The organism is Streptomyces sp. IBSBF 3136 (genome assembly GCF_036815105.1).
In the GTDB taxonomy this organism is placed as follows: Bacteria; Actinomycetota; Actinomycetes; order Streptomycetales; family Streptomycetaceae; genus Streptomyces.
The window spans coordinates 1-19073 of sequence record NZ_JAJSZC010000032.1; the positions used below are offsets into that span (position 1 = coordinate 1).

The following is a 19073-nucleotide window of genomic DNA, read 5'->3' on the forward strand; positions in this document are numbered from 1 at the left end:
CCCCCGAACCGCGCCCGCCCGGGACCGGCCAGGGTCCCCCGCCCGGAACCAGCTCTGATCACGCCGGGCGCCGGTCAGGAGTCGGCTCGCCCCGGGCCCGCCAGCCCGCGGCCCGACAGGCACGCCCAACCGGAGCCGGACCCAGGGCCGTTCTCCCGGCCGCCCCCGGCCCCGCCGCTCAGCTCCTCGCGCCTGCCTCTGCCAGGATCTCGTCGGCCGCGGCCAGCGCCTCCGTGCGGTCGGCCGGGACCAGGCCGATCCGGGTGCGGCGGTCCAGGAGGTCCGCCGCGTCGAGGGCGCCCTCGTGGCGGGCGGCCCAGGCCAGTTCGGCCCGGGTGACCGGGTGGCCCGGCAGGACCCGTCCGGCCAGGTGCGGCTCGCGCTCGGCGAGGGCCTGGACGGCGGTGGCCTCGGTGCCGTAGCGGCGGACCAGGCGGCGCGGCGCGGGCAGGGCGCGCAGCCGGCCGGGTGCGGCGGCGCCGACGAGCGGCAGGCCGGCCGTGGGGGAGGGGCGCGCGGGCAGGCCTCGGGCCTCCGCGGCCGCGTCGACGGCGTCCTGGGCCATCCGCCGGTAGGTGGTGAGCTTGCCGCCGACGATCGTGGTGACACCCTCGGACGAGGTCAGCACGGCGTGCCGGCGGGAGATGTCGGAGGTACGGGCCTGCGCGTCGCCCGGGCCGTCGTGGCCGCCGGAGTCCAGCAGGGGCCGCAGCCCCGCGAACGCGCCGACGACCTCGTCCCGGCGCACCGGCGTGTGCAGCACGGACCCCAGCACGTCCAGCAGGAAGCCGATGTCCGTCTCGGGAACCTCCGGCACGTCGGGGACGGCTCCGTCGACCGGTTCGTCGGTGAGCCCGACGTAGACCCGGCCGTCCCCCTGCGGCAGGACCAGCACGAAGCGGTTGGTCTCGCCGGGGATCGGGATGTGCAGCCCGGCCGGCAGGGTGCCGAGCCGCTCCGAGCGCAGCACCAGATGGGTGCCGCGCGAGGGCCGGATCCGTATGCCGTCGACGAGGTCGCCCGCCCACACTCCGGTCGCGTTGATCACCGCGCGGGCCCGGATCTCGCCCTCCTCGCCGGTGAGCTCGTCGCGGACCCGGGCGCCGGATCCGGTCAGCTCCAGCACCCTGGTCCGGGTCAGCACCCGCGCGCCGTGCGCGGCGGCGGTCCTGGCCAGGGCGGTCACCAGCCGGGCGTCGTCGGTGACCCGGCCGTCCCAGGACAGCAGCCCGCCGCGCAGCCCGCCCGCCCGCACCGCGGGGGCCAGGTGCCCGGCCTCCGTCGCCGACAGCCGGCGCGGGGCGGGCAGCACCTGCCGGGGCGTCCGGGCGGCCAGGCGCAGCACGTCGCCGGCCCGGAACCCGGCCCAGGCCAGCGATGCCTGCGCCCGGGACACCAGCGGCGTCAGCGGCAGCACGAACGGCTGCGCGGCCACCAGGTGCGGTGCCGTACGGGTCATCAGCACCCCGCGCTCGACGGCGCTCTCGTGGGCGACGTCGAACTGTGCGGAGGCCAGGTAGCGCAGCCCGCCGTGGATCAGCTTGGAGCTCCAGCGCGAGGTGCCGAAGGCCAGGTCGTGGGCGTCGACCGCGACCACGTCCAGTCCGCGGGCGGCCGCGTCGAGGGCGGCTCCGGCCCCCGTGGCGCCGAGCCCGACGACCAGCACGTCGGCGACCCTGCCGTCCGCGGCCTCGGCCAGTTCCCGGGTACGGCGGTCCGCGCTGAGGGACGCGGTCACTGCCTCGGTGTGGCTCATGGCGTCAGGGTCCTCTCCAGAAGGGTGCGCAGCTCGCCGAGGAACGCCGGGGAGTCCAGCTCGGGATCGTCCTCGTCGGTCATGGTGCGCAGGGACAGGGTGAAGGACTGCACGATCAGCAGCAGCGCGCGCGCCTGCCGTTCGGTGTGGGCGGTGCGCACCGAGCCGTCCGCGTGCCCCTCACGCAGCGCGTCGGCCAGCAGCGCCAGCAGTGCCTCCTGGCTCGCCCCGCGCCGGTCCAGCACGTAGGGGAGCAGGAGTTCGGGGTCGACGTCGACGATCTTGCGGAAGAGAGGGTGCGCGCGGAACGCCGCCACCCCCGCCACCAGGCCCTCCACGATCCGGGCGCGCGTGTCCGTGCCGGGCGAGGGCTCGGGGATCGCCCGGTCGGCCACCTCGATCCACTCGCGGGTCATCAGGTCGCCCACCAGGGTGCGCAGGTCGGGCCAGCGCCGGTACAGGGTCATCCGGGAGACGCCGGCGCGGCGGGCCACGTCGGCGAGGGTGGTGCGGCGGACTCCGACGGCGAGCACGCAGTCGCGCACCGCGTCGAGCACGTGATCGTTGCCGGAACCGTCTCCACCGTTGTGACGAATAGGCGTCATGTGTCACAGTGTAACGCCCCGGGGGCCGGGCGGAGACGCCGCCGCCCGCACGAGCACACCGACCTGTGAGGACGACCCTTCGATGGACATGCTGTGGAACGGCTGGGGCGACCCGGCCAAGGCGGCGCCGCTGCCCGACTCGGTCACCGGACTGCTGCGCGACCTGCTCGGCGTCAAACCGCGCACCACGCCGGCCCTCGCCCTGGAGGACATCGACCTGCCCGCGCCCACGGTCGGCCCCGCGGCGCTCGAAGCGCTCGCCCGCGCCGCCGGCGGCGCGGAGCACGTCCGCACGGACACCGAGAGCCGCATCCGGCACACCCGCGGCAAGTCCACCCCCGACCTGCTGCGGCTCCGCGCCGGCGACGTCGACGACGTCCCGCAGGCCGTGGTCCTGCCCGCCACCCACGACGAGGTCCTCGCCGTCCTGCGGGCCTGTGCCCAGCACGGCCTGGCCGCCGTCCCGTTCGGCGGCGGCACCTCCGTCGTCGGCGGACTCGCCCCCGAGCGGCGCGCCTTCGCCGCCCTCGACCTGCGCCGCATGAACCGCCTTGAGGCCATCGACCCGGTCTCCCGCACCGCCGTGCTCCAGCCCGGCCTGCGCGCCCCCGAGGCCGAGGCCCTGCTCGCCGAACACGGCTTCACCCTCGGCCACTTCCCCCAGTCCTTCGAATGGGCCACCATCGGCGGCTTCGCCGCGGCCCGCTCCAGCGGCCAGGCATCCGCCGGATACGGCCGCTTCGACGACATGGTGCTCGGCCTCACCCTCGCCACACCCGAGGGCACCATCGAGACCGGCCGCGCCCCCCGCTCCGCCGCCGGACCCGACCTGCGCCAGCTCATCCTCGGCTCCGAGGGTGCCTTCGGCGTCATCACCTCCGTCCTCGTACGCGTCCGTCCGCTGCCCGAGACCCGCGTCTACGAGGGCTGGCGGTTCGCCACCTTCGCGGAAGGCACCGAAGCCCTGCGCAGGCTCGCCCAGGACGGGCCCCGCCCGACCGTGCTGCGGCTGTCCGACGAGACCGAGACGCTCATCGGCCTCGCCCAGCCGGACGCCATCGGCGCCGGGCCGGAGAGCGGCACCGGCTGCATGGCGATCACCGGTTACGAGGGCACCGCCGAGGACACCGCGCTGCGCCGCGAGCGGGCCGCGGCCGTCCTGACCGAGTGCGGCGGCACCCTGGTCGGCGCCGAAGCGGGCGAACGCTGGGCCCACGGCCGCTACTCCGCGCCCTACCTGCGCGACGCCCTGCTCGACGTCGGGGCGTTCGCCGAGACGCTGGAGACCGCCGCCTTCTGGTCCCGGATCCCCGACCTGTACGACGCGGTCCGCACCGCCCTGACCGACACCCTCACCGGGGCCGGCACCCCGCCGCTGGTGATGTGCCACATCTCCCACGTGTACGAGAACGGCGCCTCGCTCTACTTCACCGTCGTCAGCGCCCAGGGCGAGGACCCCGTCGCCCACTGGGCACCGGCCAAGCACGCCGCCAACGACGCCGTGCTCGCCGCGGGCGGCACCATCTCCCACCACCACGGGGTGGGCACCGACCACCGCGACTGGTATGTCAGGGAGGCCGGACCGCTGGGCATCGAGGCTCTGCGGGCCGTCAAGCGCCGCCTGGACCCCGACGGACTCCTCAACCCCGGCGTCCTGCTGCCCACCGACTGACCCACCCGCCCCGCCGTTCCGCCCCTACCGTCACCGCCCGGAGGCACACCCATGCGACAGTTCACCGCCGTCGTCAACCCGACCGCGGGCGACTCGACCGGGGCGGCCACGCTGCTCCACGTGGGCCGCCTGCTCCGCGAGGCCGGCGCCGGTCTCGAGACGGAGTACAGCGACAGCCTCGCGCACGCCCAGGACATCGCCCGGCAGGCGGGCGAACGCGGCCGGGTGGTCCTGGCGGTCGGCGGCGACGGCATGGCCGGGGGCGTCGGCGGGGCGCTCAGCGGCACCGGCACCGTCCTCGGCCTGGTGCCCGCCGGACGCGGCAACGACTTCGCCCGGGCCCTGGACCTGCCTCACGACCCGGCCGCGCTCGCCGGCATCCTGCTGCACGCCGAACCGCGGCACGTCGACACCATCGAGGTCGAGTCGGCCGTCCACCCCCGCACCGTCGTCCTGGGCAGCGTCTACGCCGGCGTGGACGCGCTGGCCAACCGGCACGCCAACCACGCCCGGCTGCTGCGCGGCGCCGCCTCCTACTACGCGGGCGGCCTGCGCGCCGTCACCACCTGGCGGCCGGCGGACTACCGCGTCACCGTCGACGGCGAGGAGCACACCCACCGCGGCTACACCGTCGTCGCCGCCAACTCCCCGTACTACGGCTCCGGGCGGCTCATCGCGCCCGGCGCCAGGGTCGACGACGGGCTCCTCGACGTCGTCATGATCCGCGAGGCACCGCGCCGGCTCTTCTTCACCCTGATGAACGAGCTGAAGACGGGCGCCCACGTCCACCGCCCCGAGGTGCGGGTCCTGCGCGGGAAGGAACTGCGCATCGAGGCGTGCCGACCCGTCCCCTACGGAGCCGACGGCGAGGTGGAGGCCACGCTGCCGGTCACGGTCCGGGTCCGGCCCGCCGACCTGCCGGTGCTGTGCCCGCCGGCCGCGCCCGGCGCCGACCGACCGGCCGGCGCCGACGGCCTCTGAGACCTCCTGGTGCCGAGCCGGTCAGGTCCGCGTCTCCGCCTCCCACCGGTCGGGTCCCATGCCGCGCCAGTCGATGAGCGGTGACGAAGCCACCTCCTCCGGCTCGATCTCCAGCCCGGCGCGCCGCAGGAACTCGACCAGGTCCCGCACGCTGTGGGCCAGGCCGAGGATCTCGCCGTCCACGCGCACCCGCCGGCCACCGGTCGGGGACGGCAGCTGAACGATCACGGGGCGCTTGCCGGTCATGTCTCCAGGGTCGGCCGGATCGGTCCGCGGCGCACCCGAGAGCCCCGGCGACTCCCGCTGAACGGTCCTCCGATGATCGGCAGGCGGTTGGACCGTGGCCCCCGGGGGCACTCGGCGGTGGCTGTGAAGCGGACAAAGCCCCCAGGAGGCACGCGTGGCGGTGCGGCATCGTCTGATCAAAACCAGTCCGGCGACCGTGTGGGAGGTCCTCGCCGACGGCAGGCGCTACTCCGAGTGGGTGGTCGGAACCGATTCGTCCGAACCGCGCAAGGGTCAGTGGCCCCAGGAGGCGGCGTCCATCGCCTACCAGGTCAAGCTGGGGCCCCTCAAAGTCGGCAACGAGACGGTCGTACGGCACTGCGTGGAAGGCTCCGTGCTGGAGCTGGAGGCGCACGCGGGCCCGCTCGGCACCGCCCGTATCGCCATCGAACTGCGCCCCTGGGGCGAGCACTGTCTGGTCATCGTCGACGAGCACCCGCTCCAGGGAGCCGGCGGAGCCCTGCACAACCTCGGCTTCGAAGTGCTGATACAGCTCCGGCACCGCGCCATGCTCGCCCGGCTCGCCAAAGCCTGCGAGGGCGAGGACCACCGTGCCTGACGCCGTGGTGATCGGGGCCGGACCCAACGGCCTGGTGGCCGCCAACCTCCTGGCGGACGCGGGATGGAGCGTCCGGGTGGTCGAGGAGCAGCCGGAGCCGGGCGGTGCGGTACGGCACGACCAGGGCGTGCACCCCGGCTACGTCAACGACCTGTTCAGCTCCTTCTACCCGCTCGCGGCCGCCTCCCCGATCCTCTCCGGCCTCCACCTGGAGGACCACGGACTGCGCTGGAGCCACGCGCCCCACGTCCTCGCCCATCCGCTCGGCGACGGCCGGTGCGCCGTACTGGACCGGCGCGTCGCGGCCACCGCCGAGTCCGTCGAGGCCTTCGCACCGGGCGACGGCGCGGCCTGGCACCGCCTGGTGGACATCTGGCAGAAGCTGCGCCCCGACCTCCTGGACGCGTTGTTCACCCCCTTCCCGCCGGTCAGGGCCACGGCGCGGCTCGCGCTCGGCCTGCGCGCCGCCGGCGGTCTGCGCATGGCGCGCTCCCTGATCCTCCCGGTGCGCCGCCTGGGCGAGGAGGAGTTCAGCGGCGAGGGCGCCCCGCTGCTGCTGGCGGGCAACGCGCTGCACGCCGACCTGGCCCCCGAGTCGGCCGGCAGCGGCGGGTTCGGCTGGCTGATGTCCATGCTGGGGCAGACCTACGGCTTCCCGGTGCCGGTCGGCGGCTCAGGGGCACTGACCGAGGCACTGGTCAGGCGCCTGCGCACCCGCGGGGGAGAGGTGACCTGCGGACAGCGCGTCGTCGAGGTCGTCGTACGCGGCGGCCGGGCCGTGGGCGTGCGCACGGCGGACGGGGACGCGGTGGCCGCACGACGCGCCGTGCTGGCCGACGTGGCGGTGCCCATGCTCTACCGCGACCTGCTCGACGCCCGGCACGTGCCCGCCCAGATGCTGTCCGACCTGGGGCGCTTCCAGTGGGACTTCGCCACCTTCAAGGTCGACTGGGCGCTCGACGGCCCGGTGCCGTGGCGCGCCGAGCAGGCCGGCCGGGCCGGCACCGTCCACCTGGCCGACGGCATGGACGAACTCACCCGCTTCGCCGCGCAGATCGCCATGCGCCAGGTGCCCGACCGCCCCTTCGCCCTGTTCGGCCAGATGACCCTGTCCGACCCGACACGCTCCCCCGAGGGCACCGAGTCCGCCTGGGCCTACACGCACGTCCCGCACGACATCCGCGCGGACGCGGGCGACGAGGGCATCACCGGAGCCTGGGACGCCACCGACCGGGAACGCATGGCCGACCGTGTCGAGCGCCAGGTCGAGCACTTCGCGCCCGGCTTCCGCTCCCGGATCCGGGCCCGGCGCGTCCTCGCCCCGCCCACCATGCAGTCACTCGACGGCAACCTCGTCGACGGCGCCATCAACGGCGGCACGGCCGCGATGCACCAGCAGCTCGTCTTCCGCCCGGTGCCCGGGACCGGACGGCCCGAGACCCCCGTGCCCGGTCTCTTCCTGGCCTCCGCCGGCGCCCACCCCGGCGGTGGCGTGCACGGCGCGCCCGGTGCCAACGCCGCACGGGCCGCGCTGCGCGGGCACCGCGTCCCGGTCCTGAACCGCGCCCAGCGCGTCCTCGCCCGTCGCGACCGGACCGGCCGCAGGCGCTGACCGCCCGCCCGGCGGCCGAGCGTATCCGATCACCCGGTGAAGGGAGAACACCGACAGACGGCAACCACCGGCGGACCGCACGACCGGAACACGACCGCAGCACGGAAAGCCAGGGAGCGGCATGAGCGAGCACCAGGACGGCCCCGACGAACGCCACCGGCGTCCCGACGGCGTCGACGACAAGACGGTCGAGGCCCTCGGATCACTGTCCAAGGCACTGGAGACGACCGAACGGGCGCGCGGCCGCCTGTACGACTTCCACCAGCTGACCGGCGGCGCCGACCTCGAACTGGACCGCGCGGTACGCCTCCTGCGGGAGGCCGGCCACACGGAATGGGCCGACAAGGTCCAGACCGAGATCCTGGGCCGCAACATCATCCCCGGCCACTGGACGTTCCAGATCGTCGAGGCCTACGACCACACGTACTACCGGCCGTTCCAGGAGCTGGAGCGGGCGGCGGTGAGCGAACTGGCCCAGGGCCGCGACCACCTGTACGAGGCCGAGATGAAGGAGGCCCGCCGCACGGCCGGGCACCCCGACCACACCGCTCGTCCCTGACCGCCGCCGCGAGGAGGAGGGTGACCCGATGCCGAGCAGTCCTCTGCACGACCGTACGGTCGTGGTGACCGGCGCGGCACGCGGGGTGGGGGCCGCGCTCGCCCGGGAGATCGCCCGGCGCGGCGCACGGCTGGCGCTGCTGGGCCACGAAGTGGCCCGCCTGGAGGAGCTCGCCGCCCGCCTGCCGGCACCGGCCCTGGCGATCGGGGTCGACGTCACCGACGTCGACGCGCTGCGCACCGCCGCGGGCGAGGTGCGCCGACGCCTCGGGCGCCCGTCCGTCGTCGTCGCGAACGCCGGTATCGCCCAGGGCGGCCCGTTCGCCTCCTCGGACCCGGTGGAGTGGCGCCGGGTGATCGACGTGAACCTCACCGGCAGCGCCCAGACGGCCCGGGTCTTCCTGCCCGACCTGATCGCCACCGCGGGCTACTACCTCCAGATCGCCTCGCTGGCCTCCCTCGGCGCCGCCCCCCTGATGAGCGCCTACTGCGCCTCCAAGGCGGGCGTCGAAGCCTTCACGCACTCGCTGCGGGCCGAGGTCGCCCACCGGCGCGTCGGCGTCGGCATCGCCTACCTCAACTGGACCGACACCGACATGATCCGCGACGCCGACCGGTACAACGTGCTGCGGGAACTGCGCGGGCACATGCCGCCGCCCGCCCGCCGGGTGCACCCCGTCGACACGGTCGCCGCCCGGATCGTGCGCGGCGTGGAACGCCGGCGCACCGCCGTGTACGCCCCCGCCTGGCTGCGGCTGGTCCAGCCGGTCCGCGCGGCCCTGCCCCCGGTGGTGCTGCGGGTGGCCCGCCACGAGCTGCCCCGGCTCCAGGCCGAGGAGCCCTTCGTGGCCACCGGCCTGCTGGGTGCCGGGGGCGCGGCCGACCGCTCGGCGACCGGGCACCTGCCCTGACCCCACCCACGACTTCAGGACGGCCGTCATGCAGACGTTCCTGCCGGATCCCGACTTCCGCCGCTCCGCCCTGCTCCTGGACCGCCGGCGCCTGGGCAAGCAGCGCGTCGAGGCGCTCCAGGTGCTGCGCGGTCTGACCGTGCCCGGATACGGATGGCGCCGGCACCCCGCCGTGCGCATGTGGGCCGGGTACGAGGAGGCGCTCGTCCGCTACGGCCTGGAGATCTGCCGGGTCTGGCGGGAGCAGGGGCACCAGGACAGCTGCGCCGCCACGCTCGTCGCCGACTTCGCCGGCGCTCACCCGGGCCCGGGCCCGCACGTACGTGACCAGCCGGCCCTGGCGGCCGCCGGGGAACTCCCGCCCTGGCTCGGCGACGAGGCCTTCCACCTGAGCCACCGGTCCGCACTCGTCCGCAAGGACCACGACACCTACGCCGACGCCTTCCCGGGCACCCCCGACGACCTGCCCTATGTGTGGCCGCGGTCCGACCGGGAACGGGACGTCGTGTCCGCCCGCCGGTGAGCCGGCCGGCGGACACGAAGGAGTGGGGGGACAGCACAGGACGGAAGGACCGGAGAGGGCGCGAGGGACAGGAGAGGACGCGTGCTGCCTGACATCCGCGCCCAGCTGGGCGCGCTGATCTTCCGCCGGGTCGCGGGCCCCGACGGCCCGGCCGTCCGCGCGCGCATCCACGGCACCCCCGGCGCCCGGTGGTTCGGGCCCGACCGTCCCATCCGGGTCGTGCACGGCGACGCCGCCATGTTCGTCGGGGGCGTCGGCGCCCTGCTGCTCCAGTCCCTGCACCCGCTCGCGATGGCGGCGGTGGCCGCGCACTCCGGATACCGCGGGGACCCCTGGGGACGGCTGCAGCGCACCAGCACCTTCCTGGCGATGACGACCTACGGCACGGCGGCCGACGCGCAGGCGGCCGTGGACCACGTACGCGGCATCCACGAGGAGGTCCGCGGCGTCGCACCGGACGGACGGCCCTACCACGCGGCCGACCCCCATCTGCTCGGCTGGGTGCACACGGCCGAGACGGCCTGCTTCCTGGCCGCCCACGAGCGCTACGGTGCCCACCCGCTGGACCCGGCCGGCTACGACGCGTACGTCGCCGACACCGCGCGGGTCGCCGAGGCCCTCGGAGTGCCCGATCCGGCGCGCGACCGGCAAACCCTCTCCGAGCGGCTTGCGGCCTACCGCGGCGAACTCGAAGCCACTCCCGAGGCCCGGTCGGTGGCCCGCTTCCTGCTCCTCGAACCGCCCCTGCCGCTCCCGGTGCGTCCGCTGTACGGCGCGCTGGCCGCGAACGCGGTGACGCTCCTGCCGTCCTGGGCCCGGAACCTGCTGCGGCTGCCCCGCGTCCCGCTCGTCGAGGACCTCACCGTGCGCCCGGCGGGTCACCTGCTCGTGGGCACCATCCGCTGGGTGATGAGACCACCGGCGCCCACGGAGTGAGGCCCGGGCCCCGAAACCCCGTGGCGGCTCAGCCCGCCGCGTTGTCGACGCGCATCCGCACCTGTTCCTCCAGGCGCCGCAGGCTGTTGTCGAGGGCGTCGCACACCTTCCGCTCGCCCGGATCGTGGCTCTCGTCGAAGAAGGACAGGTGCACGGTCACCTCGCTGGCGCCGCTGCCGATCCCCGCGACCTGGAGCCAGCCCGCGTAGCCGCCCCGCTCCCGGGTGCCCCACTCGATGCGCATCTGCTCGTTCTCGGCGCGCATCAGGGCGGCGGTGTCCCGGTCCGCGTCGTCCTCGTGGACGGTGACGGCCGGCGGGTCGTCGACGTGGACGTGCAGCGCGTCCGGCAGCCAGGCGTCCAGCTGGCTGACGTTGGACGCCTGGTGGAAGACGTGTTCGGGCTGTCCGGGCATCGTGCGGGAACGTTCGTACTCAGCCATCGCGGCACCGCCCCTCCGGTCGGAATGCGTACCCGCACCGCGTGCCCCTCTCGTCCCGGCCGAAAAGCCGGAAGCCGACCTGTTCCGCCGGCGCACCCATGACGTCGAAGCCCGCCCGCCCCTCCCGGGCCGGCGGGCATGAGATCGCTCACCTGTGAATTGCCACAGGATCCGTGCTGTTCGGCGCACGGATTTGTTAGATTGCGCAACTACGCAACCCAGGCGGAGCCCGCCTTCGCGCGGCTCCCTGTTCCGCTGTGCACGCCCGGCCGTACACCCCGATGGCCGGGTCTGCCGCGCCCGACCGTTCATGGGAGTGGGAGATGAGCGACCCGTGGGACGGTCCGGCCGGCCAGGCCACGCGCAGCCGTGAGGCCCGGGTGCCCGCACAGCGCACGGCCGGCGCCGACGGAGAGCGGCCCCCGGGCGGCCGGGTCGCGGCCCGGGCCGCCGCCCGCGCGCGAGGCCCGAGGCGCCGGGCCCGCGTGGCCGGACGCGGCAGGCGGGTGCTGAAGATCCTCGCGATCTCCCTGTCCCTGGTCGTCATGGTCACCGCGGGCGTCGGCTGGTGGTTCTACCAGCATCTGAACGGCAACATCCAGAGCGTCTCGCTCGACGGCAAGGGCGGCGCCGAGAAGGCCGACGCCTTCGGCCGGACACCGATCAACCTCCTGGTCATGGGATCGGACGGGCGCACCAGCAAGGCTGACTGCAAGCTCGGCGGGGGCTGCTCCACCACCGGCGTGCAGTCCGGCAGCAACGCGGACGTACAGATGGTCGTGCACATATCCGCCGACCGCTCCAACGCCACCGTGATGAGCATCCCCCGCGACACCATGACCCGGGTACCGGCCTGCAAGGACAGCGCGAACGGCCGGTCCACCGGCGGCTACTACGGCCAGATCAACAGCGCGCTGCAGTACGGACCCGCCTGTCAGGTGGCCACCGTCCACCGCCTCACCGGCATCCCCATCGACCACTTCGTCAAGCTCGACTTCTCCGGCGTGGTCAAGATGTCCGACGCCGTGGGCGGCGTCTCCGTCTGCGTCGACCGCAACGTCTACGACACCTACTCGCACCTGAAACTGTCCAAGGGCACCCACACCCTCAAGGGCGTGTCGGCCCTGGAGTTCGTCCGCTCCCGGCACGGCTTCGGCGACGGCAGCGACCTCGGCCGCACCGTCTCGCAGCACATCTTCCTCAGCGCGATGATCCGCAAGTTCAAGAGCGCGGGCACGCTCACCGACCCGGCCGCCGTCTACGGCCTCGCGGACGCCGCGACCAAGGCGCTGACCGTGGACGACGGCCTGGGCAGCGTGAAGAAGCTGATCGCGCTCGCGACCGACCTGAACAAGGTGCCCACGAAGCGGATGACCTTCACCACGATGCAGACCGCCCCGGACCCGGGCAACAGCGACCGAGTGGTGGTCGGCGCGGGAGCCCGCACCCTGTTCTCCACCATCGCCCACGACCAGTCGCTGACGACCGGCTCCGGAAAGAAGTCCGCGGCGGCCGCCGCGACCGCCGAGGCCACACCCGCCGCCTCGGCGGTGCCGGCGTCGCGCATCGCCGTGACGGTCGAGAACGGCACCCCCATCAGCGGCCGTGCCCTCGCCGTCGCCACCGCGCTCACCGACCGGGGCTTCAGCCCCGCCACGACCACGGCCAACGCCCCGAGCCCCGCCGCCACCACCACGCTCACCTACGGCACCGGTCGGAAGGCCGAGGCGGCGACCGTCGCCAAGGCGCTCGGCCTGCCCGGCAAGCGGCTGAAGCAGGGCGCCGGCCGCGGCCTCACCCTGGTCATCGGCAGCGACTGGCCGAGCGGCACCGACTACCCCGGCGGCACCTCCTCACCCGCGCCCGCCGACACGGCCGCCGCGGTCTCCAACGCCCACGCCCAGACCGCCGACCAGGCCAGGACCTGCGCCAAGGTCAGCCCCTACAAGACGGTCAGCTACCGCGGAGTCCCCATGACACCGGAGCAGGCGTACGCGGCGGCACGCGGCAAGCCCGACTCCGACGGCTGAGCCGACCCGCGACCACCCGCGCCGACCGGCGGGGCTCCCCCAGGGCCCCGCCGGTCGCCCGCGTCGGCCCGAGCACGCCCGCGTCGGCCCGAGCACGCGTCTCCCGCGCACGACAACGAGCCCCGGCCCCCGTACGTACGAGTACGGGGGCCGGGGCCTGCGGTACGCCCAGGGTCAGCGGGCGGTCCCGAAGTCCTGGGTCCAGTAGCTGTTCGGCTGGGCCAGGCCGACGCCGATCTCCTTGAACGCGCAGTTGAGGATGTTGGCCCGGTGGCCGGGGCTGGACATCCAGCCCGCCATGACCGCCTCGGGCGTGCCGTACCCGTAGGCGACGTTCTCGCCGTAGGTGCTCCAGTCGTAGCCGGCCCCGGTGATCCGGTCGCCGGGCGAGGACCCGTCGGACCCCGTGTGCGACATGTTCTGGTGGGCGGCCATGTCCTGGCTGTGCGCCTGCGCCACCTTGGTCAGGGTCGGGTTGAGCGTCAGAGCCGAGCAACCGACCTTGGCGCGTTCGGCGTTGACGAGCGCCACGATGCGGGCGGCGACCCCGGACGCGGCGGGAGCCGCGGAAGCGGGTGCGGACGCCTTCGGGGTGCTCGGGGACGTCGTGGCCTTCGGCGCCGGCGCCGGCGCACTGGTCCGCTGGGCGGTCGGCGCCGCGGTCGGCGTCTTCGACGGCGCCGAGGAGGGCCCGCCGGGCCGCACGTGCTTCCGGTGGTGCGTCCAGTGGTGCTTGCGGTGGTGCGCCAGGTGGTGAGCACCGCCCGGCTGGGCCTGGGCCTGGGCCGGGGCCTGGGTCGGGGTCGGGGTCGGCGTCCCGGTCTGCGCCGGGGCGGGGGCCTGGAACATCTGGCCGGGGGTCGTGAAGTTCCCGATGTAGTCACCTGCCACGGGGTTCGCCGGTGTCCCGGCGTCGGCGCCGACGGGCGGGGTCTCGCCGCCCGGCCACTCGCCGCACGCCATGGCCGCCGTGGGGACGCCCACGGCGCCCACGACGACAGCGGCTATGACCATCCGCCGGTAGTGCTGCTTCTTGCGATGCTTCGCCATGCGTGACCTCACCGGTAGTCGCCGGGCACCGGCCGTCGCGGGGGGCCCAGCGGGGACTCCGCTCCTGACCTGCGGAGACTTCCTGTGGGTCGTCATTGTTAGAAGGGCCGCACAGCATGTGCAACGACCCTTCGTACTACCTCGCTTCGTAGACGCACGCGGCCCTTGCCAAGGGAAGGGCGACGTGCTGACCGACCGCTCACGGCCCGCCGCCCCCGCTGTCACTGCGTCAGAAACCCACTGTGCGGGGCGGAACGGGACAGAACGCCAGGGCTGCGGCGGACCCCTGAGCCGGTCGCGGAGACCCCGGGTGGCAAGCCGGACAAATCCCATATGTCGCCAGAGCGGTGTCTACTATGCGGCTTCCCGAGATCGGGGAAGGCCCGTGACGGATGTCACGGAACCAAAGCTTCCGCTTCGCGTCGGCGCCTTCAGGACCGGCGCGGGGTGTCGCCGGGAGCGGCCGGCAGCGCGAGGTGCGCGAGATCGCCCGGCGGGGGAGAGGTCACCGGCCACAGGGGAGCGGCCTCCCCGTCGGCGAGCGCGGCCGGGGCGTCGGTGAGGTTCATGCGCTCGCGCAGCCGGCCGTAGAAGTCCATGGGGCCCAGCCGGACCGCCCGGAGCCGGCGCGGAGCGGCGTACACACCGATCCAGTCCCCGGGATCGAGCACGCCGCGCACCTGGCCGTCGATGCTGACCAGCGCCTGCCCCGAACGCTCGAGCACGCGGAACGCGATGGGCTCGTCCGGGGCGGCCACCACCGACCGGTTGAACACCATGTGCGGGGCGACCGGGGTGAAGACCAGGCCCTCGGCGCGTGGCGAGACGACCGGGCCGCCGGCCGCGAAGCTGTACGCGGTGGAACCCGTCGGCGTGGCCACCAGCAGCGCGTCGGCGGAGTACGACGCCAGCAGCCGTCCGGCCAGATAGACGGCGACCGACACCTGCCGGTCCCGGGTCAGCTTCTCCACGACGACGTCGTTCAGCGCCGTCACGTTCAGGGCGACGCCCCAGTCGTTCCCGGTCTCGCAGTCCACGCGCACCCGGGGCGCCGGCAGGAGCGGTCCGCGGCCGTACCGCACCATGGACTCCATGTGCTCGGGCACCTCGAGCCGGCACGACGCCCGCATGGTCAGGAGCATCCGGTGCTCGACGTCGATCCGTTCCTCCCGTACGGCGTCCAGAGCGGCGCGCACCGCCGAGGCGGGCACCTCGGTGAGGAAGCCGACCCGTCCGAGGTCGACCCCGAGGACGAGGGCGTCGCTCTGGGCCGCCAGTCGGGCACCGCGCAGGAAGGTGCCGTCGCCGCCCAGGGTGACGACGAGGTCGGGGTCGCCGGCGGCGTCCATCTCCTCACGGGAGCTGTGCCGCTCGCCCTCCTGCCACACGTCGATGTCGGCGCAGCCCACCTCGTGCTCGGCGCACCACTCGCGCACGGCGCTCGCGGCGGCCACGGCCTGTGCCCGTCCGCCGTGCACGACCAGGCCGACACGGTTCACCGTCATACCCGCCTCCCGGTCGGATCGCCCAGACGGTCATCCTCGCCACGAACCGGGCCCGGGCCCGGCACGCCACGCCGCCACGGCCCGCACCAGCCCCTCGCGGCGGGTTTCCGTGCCGATCCGGCCCGCGTCCTGTCACGGCCACGTCACAGGGACGGCGCAGCGGAACCCCTGGTCAGGTGGCTCTGTCTGATCCTGTGCACACCGGCTCGCAGCCGGTCGACCACGCAGTACCGACCATCGGGGGACCCCATGCAGCACCGCACCACCATTCGCGTCACCGCGTCCGCCGCGGCCGTGATCGCGGCCGCGCTCTCGCTCACCGCCTGTCAGCCGGGCGACGGCGACGCGGCGGCCGGCAAGCCGGCCAGGACCCCGGCGACGGCGACCGCCTCGGCCACCGCGAGCTCCGCGGCGACCCCGGCCGCCGAGACCTCGCGGCCCGCCACGGGCGGCGGCTCCACGCACACGGGCGCCCCCGCCACCTCCGTCCCCGCGACCTCCGCGCCCACGTCCGCAGGGTCCGGCGCCCCGGGCGGCACGGCGCCCGCGTGCGCGGCCACGGCCCTGGCGGCGTCGGCGTACCAGGCCGCCGACCGTCCGTCCGGCACCGGCGTCGGAGCGGCGGTGATCGAGTTCTCCAACACCTCGGGCAAGGCGTGCACCCTCAAGGGCCACCCGACCGTGGCCGGTGCCGGGAACGGCTCCCCGCAGCACAACCGCCCGCTGTCGGTGACGCCCACCGGGACCGCGGCGAGCGTGCGGGTGGCGCCGGGCGGCAAGGCGTGGGTGAAGCTGACCTTCGTCCAGGTGCAGGGCGAGGGCGACGGCTACTGCGTGTCCGGCGCGAAGCCCGTCGCCTACCCGACGCTGGTGGTCGGCCTGCCCGGGGCGGGCGCCCACCAGGTCGCCCTGTCGGACGGTCTCTTCGCGGAGTGCGACAACAAGGTCACCGCGACGGCGGTCACGGCGGTGAAGCCCTCCTGACCCCGGCCGCCGGCGGGCCGCGCGGGCCGTGCGGCCCGCGCCGTCGGCACCGTCAGCGGGTCGTCGTCGCGGAGACGGCGGCCCGGGCCGCGCGTTCCACCAGCGCGACACCGTCCTTCATCGAGGTGCTGCCGTCGGACAGGACCGCGACGAGACAGTGGTGGCCGCCCGTGGTGATCCGGCCGACGCTGTTGACGTCCCACAGCCCGGTGGTGTCCCGCTGCAGCCAGCCGTTCTTCAGCGCCGCCCCGGGGTCGGCGGCCGCCGAGACGCCCCAGGACTGCTCGGTGGCGACCCGGCTCATCAGCGTACGGATGTAGGCGCGGGACGTGTCGCTGAGCGCCGGCGCCGAGCCCTTCTTCGGGGCCGGGCCGGTGTCGAACACCGCGCGCAGCAGCCGGATCTGGTCGCTCGCCGTGGTCCTGGTCAGACCCCACTTGGCGCCGGGGCCGCCCTGGGTGGAGGTCAGCCCCAGCCGCTTGTTGGCCGCCTTCAGGCCCGGGGCGAGCCCGATGCGCCGCCACAGGGCGTTGGCCGCGGCGTTGTCGCTGTGCTCGATCATGGCCTCCGCCTGGGCGCGCTCCTGGGCGGTCAGAGCGTGCCGGGAGTCCTGCGCCTTGAGCAGGACCGAGGCGAGGATGTCGACCTTGATGATGCTCGCCGTGTCGTAGGGCACGTCGCTGCCGAAGACGGCCGGGCCGCGACCCGGCCCGTCCAGGTCGAAGACCGCGGCCGTGACCCGCGCCTTGCCCTTGGCCCCCACGGAAGCGGGGAAGGCGGCCGCCGTGGACCCGCTCGCGGTGGAGCCGGCCGGTGCCGCCGCTGCGGCCGGCTGGGCGAGGCCGAGCGTGCCCGCCGCGAGCAGTGCCGACGCGGTGGCCGCGATCAGGCCGGGGACCGCCGCGCCCCGGGCCCGAAGGCGGTGCCTTCGCGGGGTGCGCGGGTGCGGCAGGGGGCGGGTTCGGTACGCCATCGTCAGGGGCCTCGGCAGTTCGGGGTGTGGGGACACAGGACTGCGAACGTAAACAAATCGCCCGCCGCGCGAAGTGACCGCTGCCACGAAGAGGCGGTTCCGGGGGGAATTGTGAGCAGAGCAACAGGACCGGACAATGTGACCAGGGGAGGCACACCGGACCCAGGAGGCGTCATGAGCACTTCAGCCGAGCCGAGGGTCTCCGGCCTGGAGGTCCGGTCGATCGACTACGTGCCCCTGAACGAACGGCACGGCAAGCTCTGGCACCTGGGCCCGTTGTGGTTCATGTCGAACGCGCAGATCGCCACCCTCGCGGTCGGGCTGGTCAGCATCACCGAGGGCGGCAACCTCATCTGGTCGCTGCTGGCCATCGTGACCGGCACCGTCATCGGGACCTTCTTCATGGCCTTCCACTCGGCCCAGGGCCCCCAGCTCGGCCTGCCGCAGATGATCCAGTCCCGGCCGCAGTTCGGCTACGTCGGCGCGCTCCTGGTGTGGCTGTTCGCCTATGTGCAGTACGCGGGGTTCAACGTCTTCAACAGCAGCCTCGCCGCCGACGCCCTGCACACCACCCTGCACGGCCGGGTCAACCTCTGGGTGATCGTGGTCACCGTGATCGCGCTGGTCATCGCGCTCGTCGGCTACGACATCATCCACAAGGCCGAGCGCGTCCTGACCTACGTGTTCCTGGTCATCTTCGGCGTCTTCACCGTCGGCGTCCTGGTCACCCTGCACTACCCGCCCGGCTCCTTCGACCTCGGCGCCTTCAAGTGGACCCCGTTCCTGGCCCAGTTCGGGGTGGTGGCCGGCTACCAGATCAGCTGGGCCATCTACGTCTCGGACTACTCGCGCTACCTCCCGCCGGACGTGACCGTCCGCAAGACCTTCTACTGGACCTACTTCGGCTCCGCGCTCGGCGGCATCTGGCTGATGGTCCTCGGCTCGCTGCTCGCCGCGTGGGCCGGCAAGAACTTCGAGACGATCACGTCCATCAACGCCGCCGGCGACAAGGTGTTCGACGGCTTCGGCGCGATCGTGCTGCTCTTCTCGGCCCTGGGGCTGGTGTCCGTCACGGCGCTGAACATGTACGGCGGTTCCCTGACCCTCATCAGCGCCATCGACTCCTTCAAGCGGGTGCGGCCGACGCTGGCGGTGCGCCTGGTGACCCTCGGCCTGACCGCGGCGCTCTCCCTGATCGGCGCGCTGGCCGCGACCTCCAACTTCCTGAGCAACTTCGAGAACTTCCTGCTGCTGGTCCTCTACCTGTTCATCCCGTGGACCGCGGTCAACCTCATGGACTACTACGTGGTGCGCCGCGGGCACTACGCGATCGCCGAGATCTTCAACCCGAACGGCATCTACGGCCGGTGGGGCTGGCACGGCATCATCGCCTACCTGGTGGGCTTCGCCTGCATGATCCCGTTCTTCTCCGTCGGCACCCTGTACGTGGGTCCCGCCGCCAAGGCGCTCGGCGGCGCCGACATCTCCCTGTTCGTCGGGCTGCCGGTCGCCGCGCTGCTGTACTGGCTGCTGACCCGCTCGATCGACGTCGCGGCGGAGACCCGCCTGGCCGAGGCAGAGGCCGAGGCGCTGGAGCGCGCAGCGCACGAGCACCGCGAGCCCTGAGCACCCGGTCCGGCCCCGCGCGGGGCGGATCGTCCCGCGCGGGGCCACGGTCGTGATCGACGGGA

At 74.2% G+C, this 19073-nt stretch carries 18 protein-coding genes; 11 read left to right on the forward strand and 7 right to left on the reverse strand.

Going from position 1 to position 19073, the window contains the following annotated elements; genetic code table 11:
- Positions 1-178 precede the first annotated feature (178 nt).
- Both V7E45_RS09960 and V7E45_RS09965 read right to left on the reverse strand, forming a co-directional pair.
- The gene (locus tag V7E45_RS09960) at positions 179-1756 is read right to left on the reverse strand and encodes a glycerol-3-phosphate dehydrogenase/oxidase (protein WP_333773727.1); all 1578 of its coding nucleotides are present in this window, start codon (positions 1754-1756) and stop codon (positions 179-181) included.
- Positions 1753-2361 (reverse strand): TetR/AcrR family transcriptional regulator, encoded by a 609-nt coding sequence (locus V7E45_RS09965; protein WP_333773728.1) that lies wholly within the window; start codon positions 2359-2361, stop codon positions 1753-1755. Before V7E45_RS09965 ends, V7E45_RS09960 begins: the two co-directional genes overlap by 4 nt.
- Before the next feature lie 82 nt (positions 2362-2443).
- Here V7E45_RS09965 and V7E45_RS09970 point away from each other — a divergent pair, with 82 nt between their 5' ends.
- Entirely contained in the window at positions 2444-4033 is a 1590-nt protein-coding gene (locus V7E45_RS09970) for an FAD-binding oxidoreductase (protein ID WP_333773729.1), read from the forward strand.
- A 51-nt stretch (positions 4034-4084) separates the two neighbouring features.
- Positions 4085-5014 (forward strand): YegS/Rv2252/BmrU family lipid kinase, encoded by a 930-nt coding sequence (locus tag V7E45_RS09975; protein WP_333773730.1) that lies wholly within the window; start codon positions 4085-4087, stop codon positions 5012-5014.
- Positions 5015-5035: 21 nt separating this feature from the next.
- Here V7E45_RS09975 and V7E45_RS09980 read toward each other — a convergent pair whose 3' ends face one another.
- The gene (locus V7E45_RS09980) at positions 5036-5260 is read right to left on the reverse strand and encodes a hypothetical protein (RefSeq protein ID WP_317441412.1); all 225 of its coding nucleotides are present in this window, start codon (positions 5258-5260) and stop codon (positions 5036-5038) included.
- A 154-nt stretch (positions 5261-5414) separates the two neighbouring features.
- On the opposite strand from V7E45_RS09980, the gene V7E45_RS09985 reads away from it, so the two are divergent.
- The 6 genes from V7E45_RS09985 (at position 5415) to V7E45_RS10010 (ending at position 10398) form a co-directional block, all read left to right on the forward strand.
- Positions 5415-5858 carry an SRPBCC family protein gene (locus tag V7E45_RS09985; protein WP_333773731.1) on the forward strand — a complete coding sequence of 148 codons (444 nt, stop codon included), beginning with the start codon at positions 5415-5417 and terminating at the stop codon, positions 5856-5858.
- Entirely contained in the window at positions 5851-7470 is a 1620-nt protein-coding gene (locus V7E45_RS09990; RefSeq protein ID WP_333773732.1) for a phytoene desaturase family protein, read from the forward strand. The genes V7E45_RS09985 and V7E45_RS09990 overlap by 8 nt, the downstream gene beginning before the upstream one ends.
- Positions 7471-7591: 121 nt before the next feature.
- On the forward strand, positions 7592-8029 hold the full coding sequence (locus V7E45_RS09995) for a hypothetical protein (RefSeq protein WP_333773733.1): 438 nt from the start codon (positions 7592-7594) through the stop codon (positions 8027-8029).
- Positions 8030-8057: 28 nt separating this feature from the next.
- Positions 8058-8939 (forward strand): SDR family oxidoreductase, encoded by an 882-nt coding sequence (locus tag V7E45_RS10000; protein WP_333773734.1) that lies wholly within the window; start codon positions 8058-8060, stop codon positions 8937-8939.
- 28 nt (positions 8940-8967) lie between these two features.
- The gene (locus tag V7E45_RS10005; RefSeq protein ID WP_333773735.1) at positions 8968-9462 is read left to right on the forward strand and encodes an MSMEG_6728 family protein; all 495 of its coding nucleotides are present in this window, start codon (positions 8968-8970) and stop codon (positions 9460-9462) included.
- Between the two features lie 81 nt (positions 9463-9543).
- Complete coding sequence (locus tag V7E45_RS10010) at positions 9544-10398, forward strand: oxygenase MpaB family protein (RefSeq protein WP_333773736.1); 855 nt, start codon at positions 9544-9546, stop codon at positions 10396-10398.
- Between the two features lie 28 nt (positions 10399-10426).
- Here V7E45_RS10010 and V7E45_RS10015 read toward each other — a convergent pair whose 3' ends face one another.
- Complete coding sequence (locus V7E45_RS10015) at positions 10427-10840, reverse strand: SRPBCC family protein (RefSeq protein WP_333773737.1); 414 nt, start codon at positions 10838-10840, stop codon at positions 10427-10429.
- A 323-nt stretch (positions 10841-11163) separates the two neighbouring features.
- On the opposite strand from V7E45_RS10015, the gene V7E45_RS10020 reads away from it, so the two are divergent.
- Positions 11164-12870 carry an LCP family protein gene (locus tag V7E45_RS10020; protein ID WP_333773738.1) on the forward strand — a complete coding sequence of 569 codons (1707 nt, stop codon included), beginning with the start codon at positions 11164-11166 and terminating at the stop codon, positions 12868-12870.
- Positions 12871-13044: 174 nt separating this feature from the next.
- Here V7E45_RS10020 and V7E45_RS10025 read toward each other — a convergent pair whose 3' ends face one another.
- Both V7E45_RS10025 and V7E45_RS10030 read right to left on the reverse strand, forming a co-directional pair.
- Positions 13045-13920: a CAP domain-containing protein gene (locus tag V7E45_RS10025; protein ID WP_333773739.1), complete on the reverse strand. Its 876-nt coding sequence runs from the start codon at positions 13918-13920 to the stop codon at positions 13045-13047.
- Positions 13921-14351: 431 nt separating this feature from the next.
- Complete coding sequence (locus tag V7E45_RS10030; RefSeq protein ID WP_333773740.1) at positions 14352-15425, reverse strand: NAD(+)/NADH kinase; 1074 nt, start codon at positions 15423-15425, stop codon at positions 14352-14354.
- A gap of 249 nt (positions 15426-15674) precedes the next feature.
- Between V7E45_RS10030 and V7E45_RS10035 the strand changes: the two genes are divergently transcribed.
- A complete protein-coding gene (locus V7E45_RS10035) occupies positions 15675-16409 on the forward strand; it encodes a DUF4232 domain-containing protein (RefSeq protein WP_333773741.1) in 735 nt (244 codons plus the stop codon).
- Positions 16410-16461: 52 nt separating this feature from the next.
- Here the strand turns inward: V7E45_RS10035 and V7E45_RS10040 are convergent, their stop codons facing one another.
- The gene (locus tag V7E45_RS10040) at positions 16462-17382 is read right to left on the reverse strand and encodes a serine hydrolase (RefSeq protein WP_333773742.1); all 921 of its coding nucleotides are present in this window, start codon (positions 17380-17382) and stop codon (positions 16462-16464) included.
- Positions 17383-17556: 174 nt separating this feature from the next.
- On the opposite strand from V7E45_RS10040, the gene V7E45_RS10045 reads away from it, so the two are divergent.
- Positions 17557-19008: a purine-cytosine permease family protein gene (locus tag V7E45_RS10045; RefSeq protein ID WP_333773743.1), complete on the forward strand. Its 1452-nt coding sequence runs from the start codon at positions 17557-17559 to the stop codon at positions 19006-19008.
- The last annotated feature ends 65 nt before the right edge of the window (positions 19009-19073 follow it).

What these genes read in the sequence shown, in the direction of transcription:
- V7E45_RS09960 (WP_333773727.1), bottom strand. Translation starts at nt 1,756, where the DNA reads ATGAGCCACACCGAGGCAGTGACCGCGTCCCTCAGCGCGGACCGCCGT.
- V7E45_RS09965 (WP_333773728.1), bottom strand. Translation starts at nt 2,361, where the DNA reads ATGACGCCTATTCGTCACAACGGTGGAGACGGTTCCGGCAACGATCAC.
- V7E45_RS09970 (WP_333773729.1), top strand. Translation starts at nt 2,444, where the DNA reads ATGGACATGCTGTGGAACGGCTGGGGCGACCCGGCCAAGGCGGCGCCG.
- V7E45_RS09975 (WP_333773730.1), top strand. Translation starts at nt 4,085, where the DNA reads ATGCGACAGTTCACCGCCGTCGTCAACCCGACCGCGGGCGACTCGACC.
- V7E45_RS09980 (WP_317441412.1), bottom strand. Translation starts at nt 5,260, where the DNA reads ATGACCGGCAAGCGCCCCGTGATCGTTCAGCTGCCGTCCCCGACCGGT.
- V7E45_RS09995 (WP_333773733.1), top strand. Translation starts at nt 7,592, where the DNA reads ATGAGCGAGCACCAGGACGGCCCCGACGAACGCCACCGGCGTCCCGAC.
- V7E45_RS10000 (WP_333773734.1), top strand. Translation starts at nt 8,058, where the DNA reads ATGCCGAGCAGTCCTCTGCACGACCGTACGGTCGTGGTGACCGGCGCG.
- V7E45_RS10005 (WP_333773735.1), top strand. Translation starts at nt 8,968, where the DNA reads ATGCAGACGTTCCTGCCGGATCCCGACTTCCGCCGCTCCGCCCTGCTC.
- V7E45_RS10015 (WP_333773737.1), bottom strand. Translation starts at nt 10,840, where the DNA reads ATGGCTGAGTACGAACGTTCCCGCACGATGCCCGGACAGCCCGAACAC.
- V7E45_RS10020 (WP_333773738.1), top strand. Translation starts at nt 11,164, where the DNA reads ATGAGCGACCCGTGGGACGGTCCGGCCGGCCAGGCCACGCGCAGCCGT.
- V7E45_RS10025 (WP_333773739.1), bottom strand. Translation starts at nt 13,920, where the DNA reads ATGGCGAAGCATCGCAAGAAGCAGCACTACCGGCGGATGGTCATAGCC.
- V7E45_RS10030 (WP_333773740.1), bottom strand. Translation starts at nt 15,425, where the DNA reads ATGACGGTGAACCGTGTCGGCCTGGTCGTGCACGGCGGACGGGCACAG.
- V7E45_RS10035 (WP_333773741.1), top strand. Translation starts at nt 15,675, where the DNA reads ATGCAGCACCGCACCACCATTCGCGTCACCGCGTCCGCCGCGGCCGTG.
- V7E45_RS10040 (WP_333773742.1), bottom strand. Translation starts at nt 17,382, where the DNA reads ATGGCGTACCGAACCCGCCCCCTGCCGCACCCGCGCACCCCGCGAAGG.
- V7E45_RS10045 (WP_333773743.1), top strand. Translation starts at nt 17,557, where the DNA reads ATGAGCACTTCAGCCGAGCCGAGGGTCTCCGGCCTGGAGGTCCGGTCG.